The organism is Kitasatospora sp. MBT63 (assembly GCF_000710465.2).
In the GTDB taxonomy this organism is placed as follows: Bacteria; Actinomycetota; Actinomycetes; order Streptomycetales; family Streptomycetaceae; genus Kitasatospora.
This window is the reverse complement of record NZ_JAIZ01000190.1, coordinates 32,351-47,810: the sequence shown is the minus strand read 5'-3', so window position 1 is coordinate 47,810 and position 15,460 is coordinate 32,351. Positions and strand designations below refer to the sequence as shown.

Annotated in this window: 14 protein-coding genes; 9 read left to right on the top strand and 5 right to left on the bottom strand. The window is 72.1% G+C overall.

The genetic code is table 11. The annotated features are described in order from the left end of the window. Positions 1 to 17: 17 nt before the first annotated feature. Both sufB and AA75_RS13310 read right to left on the bottom strand, forming a co-directional pair. Positions 18 to 1,430 carry a Fe-S cluster assembly protein SufB gene (gene sufB, locus AA75_RS13315; RefSeq protein WP_033820163.1) on the bottom strand — a complete coding sequence of 471 codons (1,413 nt, stop codon included), beginning with the start codon at positions 1,428 to 1,430 and terminating at the stop codon, positions 18 to 20. Next, positions 1,423 to 2,277, bottom strand: a complete 855-nt coding sequence (locus AA75_RS13310) for a metalloregulator ArsR/SmtB family transcription factor (protein ID WP_149038106.1) — start codon at positions 2,275 to 2,277, stop codon at positions 1,423 to 1,425. Before AA75_RS13310 ends, sufB begins: the two co-directional genes overlap by 8 nt. Before the next feature lie 165 nt (positions 2,278 to 2,442). On the opposite strand from AA75_RS13310, the gene AA75_RS13305 reads away from it, so the two are divergent. Beyond that, positions 2,443 to 3,369, top strand: a complete 927-nt coding sequence (locus AA75_RS13305; RefSeq protein WP_033820162.1) for an ABC transporter ATP-binding protein — start codon at positions 2,443 to 2,445, stop codon at positions 3,367 to 3,369. A 41-nt stretch (positions 3,370 to 3,410) separates the two neighbouring features. Continuing rightward, on the top strand, positions 3,411 to 4,130 hold the full coding sequence (locus AA75_RS13300) for an ABC transporter permease (protein WP_051812274.1): 720 nt from the start codon (positions 3,411 to 3,413) through the stop codon (positions 4,128 to 4,130). A 7-nt stretch (positions 4,131 to 4,137) separates the two neighbouring features. Here the strand turns inward: AA75_RS13300 and AA75_RS13295 are convergent, their stop codons facing one another. After that, entirely contained in the window at positions 4,138 to 4,764 is a 627-nt protein-coding gene (locus AA75_RS13295; RefSeq protein WP_033820160.1) for an LPXTG cell wall anchor domain-containing protein, read from the bottom strand. Positions 4,765 to 5,027: 263 nt separating this feature from the next. Between AA75_RS13295 and AA75_RS13290 the strand changes: the two genes are divergently transcribed. After that, positions 5,028 to 6,002, top strand: coding sequence for a heme A synthase (locus AA75_RS13290; RefSeq protein ID WP_033820159.1), 975 nt, complete (start codon positions 5,028 to 5,030; stop codon positions 6,000 to 6,002). A gap of 72 nt (positions 6,003 to 6,074) precedes the next feature. Here AA75_RS13290 and AA75_RS13285 read toward each other — a convergent pair whose 3' ends face one another. Then, the gene (locus AA75_RS13285) at positions 6,075 to 6,413 is read right to left on the bottom strand and encodes a hypothetical protein (protein ID WP_033820158.1); all 339 of its coding nucleotides are present in this window, start codon (positions 6,411 to 6,413) and stop codon (positions 6,075 to 6,077) included. Positions 6,414 to 6,498: 85 nt separating this feature from the next. Here AA75_RS13285 and AA75_RS13280 point away from each other — a divergent pair, with 85 nt between their 5' ends. Then, entirely contained in the window at positions 6,499 to 7,140 is a 642-nt protein-coding gene (locus AA75_RS13280; protein ID WP_033820157.1) for a DUF2461 domain-containing protein, read from the top strand. Positions 7,141 to 7,203: 63 nt separating this feature from the next. Here AA75_RS13280 and AA75_RS13275 read toward each other — a convergent pair whose 3' ends face one another. Next, entirely contained in the window at positions 7,204 to 8,145 is a 942-nt protein-coding gene (locus AA75_RS13275; protein ID WP_033820188.1) for a heme o synthase, read from the bottom strand. Positions 8,146 to 8,623: 478 nt separating this feature from the next. Between AA75_RS13275 and tkt the strand changes: the two genes are divergently transcribed. The 5 genes from tkt to pgl all read left to right on the top strand — a co-directional run. Next, positions 8,624 to 10,720, top strand: a complete 2,097-nt coding sequence (tkt, locus tag AA75_RS13270) for a transketolase (protein ID WP_033820156.1) — start codon at positions 8,624 to 8,626, stop codon at positions 10,718 to 10,720. 104 nt (positions 10,721 to 10,824) lie between these two features. After that, entirely contained in the window at positions 10,825 to 11,940 is a 1,116-nt protein-coding gene (gene tal / locus AA75_RS13265; protein ID WP_033820155.1) for a transaldolase, read from the top strand. Positions 11,941 to 12,040: 100 nt separating this feature from the next. Beyond that, positions 12,041 to 13,567, top strand: a complete 1,527-nt coding sequence (gene zwf, locus AA75_RS13260; RefSeq protein WP_033820187.1) for a glucose-6-phosphate dehydrogenase — start codon at positions 12,041 to 12,043, stop codon at positions 13,565 to 13,567. Then, complete coding sequence (gene opcA / locus AA75_RS13255) at positions 13,564 to 14,715, top strand: glucose-6-phosphate dehydrogenase assembly protein OpcA (protein ID WP_033820154.1); 1,152 nt, start codon at positions 13,564 to 13,566, stop codon at positions 14,713 to 14,715. The genes zwf and opcA overlap by 4 nt, the downstream gene beginning before the upstream one ends. Positions 14,716 to 14,759: 44 nt before the next feature. Continuing rightward, positions 14,760 to 15,460 (top strand): 6-phosphogluconolactonase (gene pgl / locus AA75_RS13250; RefSeq protein WP_051812272.1); only part of this gene is annotated, 701 nt, incomplete at its 3' end.

Below are 15,460 nucleotides of genomic sequence, written 5' to 3'. Positions count from 1 at the left end.
CTGCGTGCGGCCGGACGTCAGCCGACGGAGCCCTCCATCTGCAGCTCGATCAGCCGGTTCAGCTCCAGCGCGTACTCCATCGGCAGCTCGCGCGCGATCGGCTCGACGAAGCCGCGGACGATCATCGCCATCGCCTCGAACTCGGTCATGCCGCGGCTCATCAGGTAGAAGAGCTGGTCCTCGCTGACCTTGGAGACGGTCGCCTCGTGGCCCATCGACACGTCGTCCTCGCGGACGTCGACGTACGGGTAGGTGTCCGAGCGGGAGACGGTGTCGACCAGCAGCGCGTCGCAGAGCACGTTGGACTTGGCGCCCTTGGAGCCCTCGCCGATCTCGATCAGACCGCGGTAGGAGGTCCGGCCGCCGCCGCGCGCCACCGACTTGGAGACGATGTTGGAGGAGGTGTTCGGCGCCATGTGCACCATCTTGGCGCCGGCGTCCTGGTGCTGGCCCTCGCCCGCGAAGGCGATCGACAGGGTCTCGCCCTTGGCGTGCTCGCCCATCAGGTACACGGCCGGGTACTTCATGGTCACCTTGGAGCCGATGTTGCCGTCGACCCACTCCATGGTCGCGCCCTCGTACGCCACGGCGCGCTTGGTGACCAGGTTGTAGACGTTGTTCGACCAGTTCTGGATGGTCGTGTAGCGGCAGCGGCCGCCCTTCTTGACGATGATCTCCACGACCGCGGAGTGCAGCGAGTCCGAGGAGTAGATCGGGGCGGTGCAGCCCTCGACGTAGTGGACGTAGGCGTCCTCGTCGACGATGATCAGCGTCCGCTCGAACTGGCCCATGTTCTCGGTGTTGATCCGGAAGTAGGCCTGCAGCGGGATGTCGACGTGCACGCCCTTCGGCACGTAGATGAACGATCCGCCGGACCACACCGCGGTGTTCAGCGAGGCGAACTTGTTGTCACCCACCGGGATGACGGTGCCGAAGTACTCCTTGAAGAGCTCCGGGTGCTCCTTGAGCGCGGTGTCGGTGTCCAGGAAGATGACGCCCTGCTCCTCCAGGTCCTCGCGGATCTGGTGGTAGACGACCTCGGACTCGTACTGCGCGGCGACACCGGCGACCAGGCGCTGCTTCTCCGCCTCCGGGATGCCCAGCTTGTCGTACGTCGCCTTGATGTCGGCGGGCAGGTCCTCCCAGGACTCGGCCTGCTTCTCGGTCGAGCGGACGAAGTACTTGATGTTGTCGAAGTCGATCCCGCTGAGGTCCGAGCCCCAGGTCGGCATGGGCTTCTTGCCGAACAGCTTGAGGCCCTTGAGCCGCAGGTTCAGCATCCACTCGGACTCGTTCTTCTTCGCCGAGATGTCCCGGACGACGTCCTCGCTGAGGCCGCGCTTGGCGACGGCACCCGCGGCGTCGGAGTCCGACCAGCCGTACTCGTAGGTGCCCAGGCCCTCGAGCTCCGGGTGTGCGATGTCAGTCATGCGAGGTTCCTCCGCGCGGACGAGCCGATTCGTTGGGGGACGTACCGACAGTCGGCACGGCACCGGGCCCCCGCCCACGGGCGGAGGACGGTGCGGCACCGGGTGCCGGCACATAGGTGGTGCAGACCCCGTCGCCGTGGGCGATGGTGGCCAGCCTTTGCACATGGGTGCCCAGCAGCCGGGAGAAGACCTCGGTCTCCGCCTCGCACAGCTGCGGGAACTGCTCGGCGATGTGCGCCACCGGGCAGTGGTGCTGGCAGAGCTGGGCGCCGACCGGCGCCTTGGCCGCCGACGCCGCGGGCACCCGCCGCACCGTCGCAGCGTACCCGTCGGCGCTCAGCGCCTCGGCGAGCGCCTCGGCACGCATGCCGTCCGCCGCCTCGGCCAGCACCCGCTGGTACCGCTCGCCCTGCTTCAGGAAGCGGGCCCGGGCGAAGGCGGCGACCGCCTCCTCGCCCGCCTTGCCGCCGCCCACCGCGTCCGAGATCCAGCGCAGCGCGTCGGCCGCGAGCTGGTCGTAGGCCTGGTAGAAGGCGTCCCGGCCGCACTCGGTCAGGGCGAACACCTTGGCCGGACGACCCCGGCCGCGGCTGCCGTAGACCCGCTGCTCCCGGGACTCCACCAGACCGGCGGCGGCCAGCGAGTCCAGGTGCCGGCGGACCGCGGCGGCGGTCAGCCCGAGGCGGCTGGCCAGGTCCGCGGCGGAGGAGGGCCCGTGGTCGAGGATCGAGCGGGCGACCCGGTCCCGGGTCGCCCGATGCCCGTCCACCAGGGCTTCCGTCGCGGGCGCGGGCACGGCGGCGCCGGCGGCCGTGGCGGCCTCCGACTCCTGGGCGTGCTCGCGCATGTATTTCACAACACGATTGTTGCGTAATTCCTTCCGGAACGACAAGCCGTGATCCACGCCTCACCCGTGGCTTCAATCACGCAGGTAAGCCTTACCTGACCTGGGAGTTCGATCACTCCGGGGCGGTGCACCGGGTCCCGGGGCCGCCCTCTTAGACTCCCCGGTATGCGCTACGAACCCGCCGTCGAGGTGGCCGGGCTGGTCAAACGGTACGGCGACAAGACCGCCGTGAACGGTCTCGACCTGGCCATCCCCCGCGGCACGGTCACCGCCGTGCTCGGCCCCAACGGAGCCGGCAAGACCACCACCGTCGAAATCTGCGAGGGCTACCGCCGCCCCGACGCCGGCACCGTGCGGGTGCTCGGCCTCGACCCGGTCGCTGACGCCGCCCGGCTCCGGCCGCGGATCGGCGTGATGCTCCAGTCGGGCGGCGTGTACGCCGGCGCGCGCGCCGTCGAGATGCTGAAGCACACCGCCAAGCTGTACGCCGACCCGCTCCCGGTCGCCCCGCTGGTCGAACGGCTCGGTCTCGGCTCCTGCGGCCGCACCGCCTACCGCCGCCTCTCCGGCGGCCAGCAGCAGCGCCTCGCGCTGGCGATGGCCGTGGTCGGCCGCCCCGAGCTGGTCTTCCTGGACGAGCCCACCGCCGGCCTCGACCCGCAGGCCCGGCGCGCCACCTGGGAGCTGGTGCGCGAACTGCGCCGGGACGGCGTCACCGTGGTGGTGACCACCCATCACATGGACGAGGCCGAGCAGCTCGCCGACGCGGTCGCCATCGTCGACCACGGCCGGGTGATCGCCGCGGGCAGCCCCGAGGAACTCTGCCGCGGCGGCGCCGAGAGCACCCTGCGGTTCGACGGCCCGCCCGGACTCGACCTGTCCGGCCTGCGCAAGGTGCTGCCCGACGGCGCCGACGCGAGCGAGCCCGTCCCCGGCAGCTACCGCGTCCAGGCACCGGTGGACCCCCGGCTGCTGGCCACCGTCACGGCCTGGTGCGCCGAGGCCGGCGTGATGCCGGAACGGCTGGCCGTCGGGCGGCGCAGCCTCGAGGACGTCTTCCTGGAGCTGACCGGACGGGAGCTGCGCTCGTGACCACGTACGAACCGCGGCCGGGCGGCGCCCCGGTCGGCCGGATGCTGCTGGCGCAGACCGCGCTGGAGACCCGGATGCTGCTGCGCAACGGCGAGCAGCTGCTGCTGACCGTGATCATCCCGACCGTGCTGCTGGTGCTGTTCAGCGCCGTCGACGTGGTCGCCGTGGAGGGCCCCGGCGAGCGGGTCGACTTCCTGGCCCCCGGGCTGCTGGCGCTCGCCGTGCTGTCCACCGCGTTCACCGGCCAGGCCATCGCCACCGGCTTCGAGCGCCGCTACGGCGTCCTCAAGCGGCTCGGGTCGACCCCGCTGCCGCGCTGGGCGCTGCTCACCGCGAAGACCGGCTGCGTGCTGGTGACCGAGGTGCTGCAGGTGCTGCTGCTGTCGGCGGTGGCGCTGGCGCTGGGCTGGTCCCCGCACGGCAACCCGCTCGGGGTGCTGGCCCTGCTGGCGCTCGGCACCGCGGCCTTCTCCGGCCTCGGCCTGCTGATGGCCGGCACGCTGCGCGCGGAGGCCACGCTGGCCGCGGCCAACCTGGTGTTCGTCCTGCTGCTGCTGGCCGGCGGGGTGGTGGTGCCGCTGTCGAAGTTCCCGTCGGCGGTGCGGCCGGTGCTGGAACTGCTGCCGATCAGCGCGCTGTCCGACGGGCTGCGCTCAGTCCTCCAGTACGGGGGCTCGGTGCCCTGGGCGGATCTGGGGATCCTGTCCGTCTGGGCCGTCCTGGGGCTGGGCGCAGCCGGCCGGTTCTTCCGCTGGGAGTGACGTCGCGTCAGTGACGGCGCGACGGACGGCGGCGGAGCGCGAACAGGACGCCGCCGCCGACCGCGATCACGCCGACGCCGGCGGCCGCGAGGACGCCCGCGTTGCTGCCGCCGCCGGTCGAGGCCAGCTGCGGCCCGGTCGGGGAGGCGCTGGGGGTGCCCGCGGGGCTGGTGCCGGGCGTGCCGGTCGGCGGCGTCGAGGTGCTCGGCGTCGACGAGTGGCCGGTCGGCGGGGTGCTGGGCGGGGTGCTCGGCGGGGTCGAGGGGGACACCGGGCACTCGTGCGCGACCAGTTGCTTGGTGAAGCTCCAGCCCTTCTTGCCGTCCTTGTCCTCGTCGGTCCGGACGGTCAGGGTCGCGGTGACGTCGGCGGTGTGCGCCGCCACCTTGAACTCCTGCTGGAAGGAGCCGCCGAAGGCCACCTTGTCGAGCACCGTGTCGGCGCCGATGACCAGGGTGACGGTGTTGCTGCTCTTCGCGTTGTAGGCCGTCAGATCGACGGTGACCTTGTCGCAGGTGATGCCCGTCCTGCTGGTGTGTGCCGAGGCGGTGCCCGCCAGCACCAGCGGTGCCACCAGGCCGATACCGGCCGCCGCGGCGACCAGGCCGCCGGATATCCGTCGCTGCCCTGCCATGCTCTGTTCCTCATTTCAGCCGAGTGGCCAGAATCGTGCGCCGACCTCACCACACCCGATGTCCTTTCGGATAGACCTCGGACGGAACCGGGCCGAACCGGAAATGAATCATGGAAGATCGGGCACGATTCCCGTCCGCCGACCGGCCGCGGGTTCCGACCGGGCCGATGTCCGATCCGCACCGGTAGTCCGTTCTGCGGCACTGCTCCCGCCGTCGGCCGCCCCGCCCCAAGATCGGCCGTAAGCGCACCTAGGATGAACGGGTGCGTACCCCCTCCTCCCTCCTCGCCGACCGCTGGCACCCGTCCGCCGAGACCGTCCGGCGGGCGGCGCTGGCCGCGCTGGTGATGAGCGTGGTCATCGTGGTGACCGGCGGCGCCGTCCGGCTCACCGCCTCCGGCCTCGGCTGCACCACCTGGCCCCGCTGCACCGGCGAGAGCCTGACCCCGACGCCCGAGCTGGGCCTGCACGGGGTCATCGAGTTCACCAACCGGATGCTCACCTACGTGCTGTGCGGGGCCATCGCCTGGGCCACCCTGGCGGCCCGCTGCGCGGCCACCTGGCGGCGCGGCCTGACCCGGCTCGGCTGGGCGCAGTTCTGGCTGGTGATGAGCAACGCCGTGATCGGCGGCATCACCGTGCTGACGCACCTCAACCCGTACGTGGTCGCGCTGCACATGGTGGCGGCGATGGCGCTGGTCTGGGTCTCGGTGCTGATGTGGGAGCGGTCGAAGGAGGGCGACGGCGCGCCCCGGCCGCTGGTCGCCGGGCCGATCCTGCGGCTGGCGAAGGTGCTGGTGCTGGTGGTCGGCCTGCTGGTGCTGGCCGGCACCCTGGTGACCGGCGCGGGCCACCACCCGGGGTCCTCCGGGACGATGGACGAGCCGGTCCGGCGGATCACGCTGGACTACGACCGGCTCGCCCAGGCCCACGCCGACCTGGCCTTCGTCGCGGTCGGCCTGACCATCGCGGTGATCTTCGTCTTCGCCGCCGTCAAGGCGCCGCCGGCCGCCCGCGCGCGGGTCCGCGACCTGATGGCGGTCCTGCTGCTGCAGGGCCTGCTGGGCTTCGTCCAGTACTTCACCGACGCCCCCGAGCTGATGGTCGGGGTGCACATGCTGGGCGCCGCGCTGACCTGGATCGCCGCCCTGCGGATCCCGCTCGCGCTGTGCACCCGGGCCGACGGGGAGAGCGCCGCCGCGGCCCCCGTGCCGGCCCCGCAGACCGCCTCGGTCTGACCGCACCCGGCCCCGGCCGGAGCGGACGACGAAGGGCCCCGAGCATCCGCTCGGGGCCCTTCTCGCGTCCGGTCAGCCGCCGAGCTGGAGGCCGGCCATCCGCTTCCACTCGTAGGCACCGGTGCGCACCTTGAGGCCGAGCTCGCCCTCGAAGTCGTCGTGCAGCTTCAGGCCGGCCAGTTCGGCCGCCCGGACGCCGACGGCGTGGGTGGGGGCGACCTGGTCGCCCCAGGCGCCGTCCGCGCCGACCACGACGATCCGGGTGGCCGTGCGGCCGACGTACTCGACGACGCCGTCGGCGCTGCCGCCGTGCTGGGCGGCGAAGCGGGTGAGGTGCTTGGCGATGCGCTTGGCCCGCCGCTCGGCGCGGGCGTCGGGCGCGGCGGTGGTGGCGTTCTCTGCGCTGGTCATGCCCGCATGCTACCGATCGGTAGCCGTACTGGCGACGGGAGCGCGGTGTGCGGCGGACCACACGGTGCGCCGATAGCCTGGTCCGGTGACTTTCGAAGGCTGGCAGGACGAGGCACTGGAGTTCTACGAGCGGCTGGAGGCCGACAACTCGAAGGCCTACTGGAGCGCCCACAAGGAGCGGTACGAGCGCGCGGTGCGCGAGCCGATGGCCGAGCTGCTGGAGCAGCTGGAGCCGGAGTTCGGGCCCGGCAAGATCTTCCGCCCCAACCGGGACGTCCGGTTCAGCGCCGACAAGGCGCCGTACAAGACCCACATCGGCGGATACCTGACGGCCGGCGGCTACATCCAGCTCTCCGCCGACGGCCTGGCCTGCGGCAACGGCATGTACCAGCTGGCCTCCGACCAGCTGGCGCGCTACCGGGCGGCCGTCGCCGAGGACGTCACCGGCGGCGAGCTGGAACGGGTGATCGCCCGGGTGGAGAAGGCCGGCCCGCGGGTCACCGGCCGCGACCCGTTGAAGACCGCACCGCGCGGCTACCCCAAGGACCACCCGCGGATCGACCTGCTGCGCAACAAGGGCCTGGTGGCCTGGCAGGAGTGGGAGCCCGCCGACTGGCTTGGCACCCCGGAGGCGTACCGGCGGATCACCGCGTTCCTGCGGGCCTCGCAGCCGCTCAAGGACTGGCTCGACGGCCACGTCGGCCCGAGCACGCTGCCGCCGCGCTGACCCCGCCCACCACACGCGAAGGGCCCCGCCGGCGTACCGGCGGGGCCCTTCGCGGTGCGGGCGCTACTTGACGAACGGGTCGACCGCGATGACCACGAACAGCAGGGTCAGGTAGGTGATCGACCAGTGGAACAGCCGCATCTCCTTGAGCTTGGCGCCGACCACGCCGGCCTTGGCCCGGGCGTGCAGGCCGTGCGCCTCCTTGAGCCAGGCCGCGCCCAGCACGACGGCCGAGACCGGGTACAGCCAGCTGGTGTCGGCCAGCGGCCACAGCGCCAGCGAGACCGCCACCATGATCCAGGAGTACGCCACGATCTGCCGGGCCACCGCCAGGTTGCCCTTGATCACTGGGAGCATCGGCACCCCGGCCCGGGCGTAGTCCTCGCGCACCTTCATCGACAGCGGCCAGTAGTGCGGCGGCGTCCAGAAGAAGATCACCAGGAACAGCACCAGCGCCGACCAGGACAGCGAGTCCGTCACCGCGGCCCAGCCGACGAACACCGGCATGCAGCCGGCGATGCCGCCCCAGACGATGTTCTGCGCGGTGCGCCGCTTCAGGCCCAGGGTGTACACGAAGACGTAGAACAGCAGCGCGCCGAGCGCCAGCGCCGAGGCCAGCGGGTTGACCAGCAGGCCGAGCCAGACGGTCGAGCCGACCGCCAGCGCGATGCCGAACACCAGCGCCTCGCGCGGCGAGACCATCCCGGTCACCAGCGGGCGCCGCTCGGTGCGGCTCATCACCGCGTCGATGTCGCGGTCGATGTACATGTTGAGCGCGTTGGCGCCGCCGGCCGACAGGTAGCCGCCGACCACCACCCACAGCACCAGCAGCGGATCGGGCACCCCGCGCTGCGCCAGGAACATCACCGGCACGGTGGTGATCAGCAGCAGCTCGATGATCCGGGGTTTGGTCAGTGCGACGAAGGCCCCGACACGGGCCCCGAACGGCCGATGCGCAGGCGTCGCTCCGACCGCCCCGGCGGGGCGGGATTCGACGGCGGTCACGAACACCCCAACTCACGATGAACCTTCACAGGCGCCCACCGGACCCGTGGGTGCCGATACGTCCGCTCTGCGCGTACCACGCCACCTTAGACGCTCCATATCTCCCGACCGGCCCCGGGGTACCCCGGCGAGCCGAACCGCACACCGCCGGGTGAATCACCGCAGACCGGACAGGAGTTTTGCCCCTTATATATGCAATTCACGGCTCGCTCGTCTTGCCCCTCGGACGGGCGGGACCGGGGAGTTTCCGTGAAGGTAGGACGAAGACGCAGGTACGAGACCGAGCGCGACGCCCCCGCCGGATCCCCACCGCTCCCGGCACGCAGGGTGAGGGGGCCCCAGGGCGGTAGGCTCGCACGCAGAAGCGGGATCAACCCTCCGTGACCGGCACCATCGAAACGTCTGGTCCACAGCGACGTGGCCGACCCGGTCCCCTTCACGGGGTCACACTTCACTATGGAAGGAGCCCTGAGTCAGGGTGAGCACGACGCCGAACGTATTCGAGTGGACCGAACTGGATCAGAGGGCTGTGGACACCGCCCGGGTCCTGGCCATGGACGCCGTGCAGAAGGTTGGCAACGGCCACCCCGGCACGGCGATGTCGCTGGCCCCCGCGGCATACGTGATCTTCCAGCGGTTCCTGCGCCACGACCCCACCGACCCCTCCTGGGTCGGCCGCGACCGCTTCGTGCTGTCCCCGGGGCACACCTCGCTGACGCTCTACACCCAGCTCTTCCTGTCCGGGTACGGCCTGTCGCTGGACGACCTGAAGGCCTTCCGGGTCGCCGGCAGCCGCACCCCGGGCCACCCCGAGCACGGTCACACCGCGGGCGTGGAGACCACCACCGGCCCGCTCGGCCAGGGCATCGGCAACGCGGTCGGCATGGCGATGGCGGCCCGCTACGAGCGCGGCCTGTTCGACCCCGAGGCCCCGGCCGGCACCTCGCCGTTCGACCACACCATCTGGGCCATCGTCTCCGACGGCGACCTGGAGGAGGGCATCTCCGCCGAGGCGTCCTCGCTGGCCGGCCACCAGAAGCTGGGCAACCTGGTCGCGCTCTACGACGACAACCACATCTCGATCGAGGGCGACACCGCGACCGCCTTCTCCGAGGACGTGCTGGCCCGCTACGAGGCCTACGGCTGGCACGTGCAGCGGATCACCCCGAAGTCCGACGGCGACATCGACGTCTTCGCGCTCGCCGAGGCGCTCGAGGCGGCGAAGGCCGAGACCTCGCGCCCGTCGATCATCGCGATGCGCACGATCATCGCCTGGCCGGCCCCGGACGCCCAGAACACCGCCAAGGCGCACGGCTCCGCGCTCGGCGACGCCGAGATCGCCGCCACCAAGAAGGTCCTCGGCTTCTCGCCGGAGAAGACCTTCGAGGTCTCCGAGGCCGTCCTCGACCACGCCCGCGAGGTCATCCAGCGCGGCAAGGCCGCCCGCACCGAGTGGGAGCAGGGCTTCCACGCCTGGCACGCCGCCAACCCGCAGCGCGCCGCCGACTTCGACCGGATCCAGGTCGGCGAGCTGCCGGCCGGCTGGGAGAAGGCCGTCCCCTCCTTCCCCGCGGGCAAGGAGGTCGCCACCCGCAAGGCGTCCGGCGAGACCCTCAAGGCGCTCGGCGCGGTGATCCCGGAGCTGTGGGGCGGCTCGGCCGACCTCGCGGAGTCCAACCTCACCACCATCGACGAGGAGAGCTCCTTCCTCCCCGAGGGCAACCCGCTGAAGTCCGCGAGCCCCTACGGCCGCACCATCCACTTCGGCATCCGCGAGCACGCCATGGGCTCCACCATGAACGGCATCGCGCTGCACGGCCGCACCCGCGTCTTCGGCGGCACCTTCCTGGTCTTCGCCGACTACATGCGCCCGTCCGTGCGCCTGGCCGCCCTGATGAAGCTGCCGGTCACCTACGTCTGGACGCACGACTCGATCGGCCTCGGCGAGGACGGCCCGACCCACCAGCCGGTCGAGCACCTGGCCTCGCTGCGGGCCATCCCGGGCCTGTCCATGGTCCGCCCGGCCGACGCCAACGAGACCGCGGTCGCCTGGCGCACCGTGCTGGAGCGGCACACCAGCCACCCCGGCCCGGTCGGCCTGGCGCTCACCCGCCAGAACGTGCCCACCTTCGACCGCGAGGTGTTCGCCTCCGCCGAGGGCACCGCCAAGGGCGGCTACGTGCTGGCCGAGGCCTCCGGCGCGGCGCCGAAGGTGATCCTGATCGGCACCGGCTCCGAGGTCCAGCTGGCCGTCCAGGCCCGCGAGGCCCTGGAGGCCGACGGCATCCCGACCCGGGTGGTGTCGATGCCGTCGATCGAGTGGTTCAACGAGCAGGACCAGGCCTACCGCGACACCGTGCTGCCGCCCAACGTGCGCGCCCGCGTCTCGGTCGAGGCCGGCATCGCCCAGGGCTGGCGCGAGCTGGTCGGCGACGCCGGCCGGATCGTCAGCCTGGAGCACTTCGGCGCCTCCGCCGACTACAAGGTGCTGTTCCAGGAGTTCGGCCTGACCGCCGAGGCCGTCGCGGGCGCGGCCCGCGCCTCGCTGCGCACGGTCGAGGCCGTCTCCCGATAACGCCGCCGGGGCCGGGGTACCCGACCGCACAGCGGGTACCCCGGCCCGTCTGACGACCCCACAGCAGACGAACGAAGTCGAAAAGAAGAAGAGGACTGAGCACCATGACCGACGCACTGAAGCGCCTCACCGACGAAGGCGTGGCGATCTGGCTGGACGACCTCAGCCGCGACCGGCTGAACAGCGGGAACCTGGCCGAGCTGGTGCAGAGCAAGCACGTCGTGGGTGTCACCACCAACCCGACCATCTTCCAGAAGGCCATCGGCGGCGGCAGCGCCGCCTACCAGGGCCAGCTCCGGGACCTCGCCGTCCGCAAGGTCACCACGGACGAGGCCGTCCGCATGATCACCACCAGCGACGTCCGCGACGCCGCGGACGTGCTGCGCCCGGTCTACGACGCCTCGAACGGCCGCGACGGCCGGGTCTCCATCGAGGTCGACCCGCGCCTGGCCCACGAGACCGCGGCCACCGTGGCCGAGGCCAAGCAGCTGTGGTGGCTGGTGGACCGCCCGAACGTGTTCATCAAGATCCCCGCCACCGAGGCCGGCCTGCCCGCCATCACCGCGGTCCTCGCCAAGGGCATCAGCGTCAACGTCACGCTGATCTTCTCGCTGGCGCGCTACCGCGCGGTGATGGACGCCTACCTGACCGGTCTGGAGCAGGCCAAGTCGGCCGGCCTGGACCTGTCCTCGATCGAGTCCGTCGCCTCGTTCTTCGTCTCCCGCGTGGACACCGAGATCGACAAGCGCCTGGAGAAGATCGGCGGCGACGCCAAGGAGCTGCGCTCCAAGGCCGCGCTGGCCAACGCCCGGCTCGCCTACCAGGCGTACGAGGAGGTCTTCTCCTCCGACCGCTGGAAGGCCCTGGAGGCCGCCGGCGCCAAGCCGCAGCGCCCGCTGTGGGCCTCCACCGGCGTCAAGGACCCGGCCCTGCCGGACACCCTGTACGTCACCGAGCTGGTCGCCCAGGGCACCGTCAACACCATGCCCGAGGCCACCCTGGACGCCACCGACGACCACGGCGTGGTCACCGGTGACACCATCACCGTCAACTACGCCGACGCCAAGGCCGTGATGGACGCCATCGCCGCCGCCGGCGTCGACTACGACGACGTCGTCCAGGTGCTGGAGGACGAGGGCGTCGAGAAGTTCGCGGTCTCCTGGAACGAACTGCTCGACACCGTCACGGCGTCGCTGGCCTCGTTCGCCGACGAGAAGTGACCCCGCTCACCGCCATCGCACTGGAAGCGGAGCCCACCACGTGAGCAACACACAGCCGTACCCGGATGTCGAGGGGGCGGAGGCGGACCAGGGCGAACCCCTGCTCGTCCCCGCCAACCCGCTGCGTGACCCCGCCGACCGCCGGCTGCCGCGGATCGCCGGACCGTCCGGTCTGGTGATCTTCGGCGTGACGGGTGACCTGTCGCGCAAGAAGCTGATGCCGGCCATCTACGACCTGGCCAACCGCGGCCTGCTGCCCCCGGGCTTCTCGCTGGTCGGCTTCGCCCGGCGGGAGTGGGAGGACGAGGACTTCGCCAAGGAGGTCCACGACGCGGTCAAGCAGCACGCCAGGACCCCATTCCGCGAGGAGGTCTGGCAGCAGCTGGCCAAGGGCATGCGGTTCGTCCAGGGCACCTTCGAGGACGACGACGCCTTCGACACCCTGCGCAAGACCATCGAGGACCTCGACGAGGCGCAGGGCACCGGCGGCAACTTCGCCTTCTACCTGTCGGTGCCGCCGAAGGCCTTCCCGGTCGTGGTGCAGCAGCTCAAGAAGCACGGCCTGGCGGACCCGCCGGCCGGCTCCTGGCGCCGCGCGGTGATCGAGAAGCCGTTCGGCCACAACCTGGAGACCGCGCAGGAGCTGAACCGGATCGTCCACGAGGTCTTCCCCCGGGACGAGGTCTTCCGGATCGACCACTACCTGGGCAAGGAGACCGTCCAGAACATCCTGGCGCTCCGCTTCGCCAACACCATGTTCGAGCCGATCTGGAACCGGTCGTACGTCGACCACGTGCAGATCACCATGGCCGAGGACATCGGGATCGGCGGCCGGGCCGGGTACTACGACGGCATCGGCTCGGCCCGGGACGTCATCCAGAACCACCTGCTCCAGCTGATGGCGCTCACCGCCATCGAGGAGCCTGCCTCGTTCCACCCCAAGGCCCTGGTCGCCGAGAAGCTCAAGGTGCTCAGCGCCGTCCAGCTCCCCGAGGACCTCGGCAAGCACACCGTGCGCGGCCAGTACACGGCCGGCTGGCAGGGCGGCGAGGAGGTGGTCGGCTACCTGGAGGAGGACGGGATCAACCCCGCGTCCAAGACCGACACCTACGCCGCCATCAAGCTGGAGATCAACAACCGCCGCTGGGCGGGCGTCCCGTTCTACCTGCGCACCGGCAAGCGGCTGGGCCGCCGGGTCACCGAGATCGCGGTGGTCTTCCAGCGCGCCCCGTACCTGCCGTTCGACTCCTACGCCACCGAGGAGCTGGGGCAGAACGCCCTGGTGATCCGGGTGCAGCCGGACGAGGGCGTCACGGTGCGGTTCGGCTCCAAGGTGCCGGGCACCTCCTTCGAGGTCCGGGACGTCACGATGGACTTCGCCTACGGCGAGTCCTTCACCGAGTCCAGCCCGGAGGCGTACGAGCGGCTCATCCTCGACGTGCTGCTCGGCGACGCCAACCTGTTCCCGCGCCACCAGGAGGTCGAGCTCTCCTGGGGGATCCTCGATCCGATCGAGAACTACTGGGACACCCACGGCAAGCCCGCGCAGTACCCCGCGGGGGCCTGGGGGCCGGCCGAGGCGGACGAGATGCTCGCACGAGACGGCAGGAGCTGGCGGCGGCCATGAAGATCGACCTGACGAACACCACGTCCAGCAAGATCAACGCTGCGTTGATGGACGCCCGCCGGGCCAGCGGCTCCACCGCCGCCGGCATGGTGCTCACCCTCGTCATCGTCACCGACGAGGGCAGCGCCTACGACGCGCTCAAGGCCGCCAACGACGCCTCCCGCGAGCACCCCTCGCGGATCCTGGCGGTCATCCGGCGCGCCGGACGCTCGCCCCGGGCCCGGGCCGAGACCCGGCTGGACGCCGAGGTCCTGGTCGGCACCGACGCCGGCTCCGGCGAGACCGTCATCCTGCGGATGCACGGCGAACTGGTCTCGCACGCCCAGTCGGTGGTGCTGCCGCTGCTGCTGCCGGACGCCCCCGTGGTGGTCTGGTGGCCGGAGAACGCACCGAAGAACCCGGCCCAGGACCCGCTCGGCGCACTCGCCCAGCGCCGGATCACCGACGCGGTCACCGCCGAGTCGCCGGTCGACCAGCTCGCCCAGCGGGCCGACAGCTACACCCCCGGCGACACCGACCTGGCCTGGACCCGGATCACCGGCTGGCGCTCGATGCTGGCCGCCGCGCTGGACCAGCGGCCCGCCACGATCACCTCCGCGGTGGTCGAGGGCGAGTCCTACAACCCCAGCGTGGAACTGCTCGGCCTGTGGCTCACCACCCGGCTGCGGGTCCCGGTCGAGCGGGTCGTCACGGCCGGCCCCGGCATCACCGCGGTCCGGCTGCGGGCCAAGGACGGCGACATCACGCTGGACCGGCCGGACGGGCTGCTCGGCACGCTGGCCATGCCCGGCGCGCCGGACCGGATGGTCGCGCTCAAGCGGCGGGACACCGCCGAGCTGATCGCGGAGGAGCTGCGCCGGCTCGACCCGGACGACATCTACGCGGCGGCCGTCCGCACGCCGGTCGACCGGCTGCGCGAGCCGTCCGCCGCGAAGGCGCCGGCCGAGCCGGTGGCCGCCGCGGTGGCGGCCCCGGCGCGGGTGACCGCCAAGGTGCCGGTGGCCGAGCAGCCGGCCGCGGACGACGTGGCCGCGGGCGGTACCGGCAAGGCGGCGGGGAAGAAGCCCGCGGCCGGGCCCGCCGCGAAGCCGGCCACGGGGAAGGCCACCGAGAAGAAGGCCGCCACGCGCAAGCGGAGCGGATCGTGACCGGGGGCGCCCCGCAGCTCGTCGTGCACCACGACAAGGAGCTGATGGCCCAGGCGACCGCGGCCCGGCTGATCACCCGGATCGTGGACGCCCAGGCCGCCCGCGGCACCGCCTCGGTGGTGCTCACCGGCGGCCGCAACGGCAACGCCCTGCTGGCCGCCGTCGCCGCCTCCCCGGCGCGCGACGCGGTCGACTGGGCACTGGTCGACCTGTGGTGGGGCGACGAGCGCTTCGTCCCCGCCGCCGACCCGGACCGCAACGCGGTCCAGGCCCGGGCCGAGCTGCTGGCGCAGCTGCCGCTGGACCCGGCCCGGGTGCACGAGATGCCGGCCTCGGACGGCGTCGACGGCTCCGACGTGGAGGCCGCCGCCGCGCGGTACGCCGAGGAGCTGGCGAAGGCGGCCGGCGGGGGCAGCGGTCTCGCCGTCCCGGCCTTCGACGTGCTGCTGCTCGGGGTCGGTCCTGACACCCATGTCGCCTCCCTCTTCCCGGAGCACCCGGGCGTGCGGGAGACCGACCTGACCGTGATCGGCGTACGGGGCTCGCCGAAGCCGCCGCCGGTGCGGATCTCGCTCACCCTCCCGGCGATCCGGGCGGCGCGTGAGGTCTGGCTGCTGGCGGCGGGCGAGGACAAGGCGGACGCGGTGGCGCTCGCGCTGTCCGGCCCGGGCGAGGTGCAGGCGCCGGCCTCCGGCGCGTACGGCACCGAGCGCACGCTGTGGCTGCTCGACCGCACGGCCGCCGC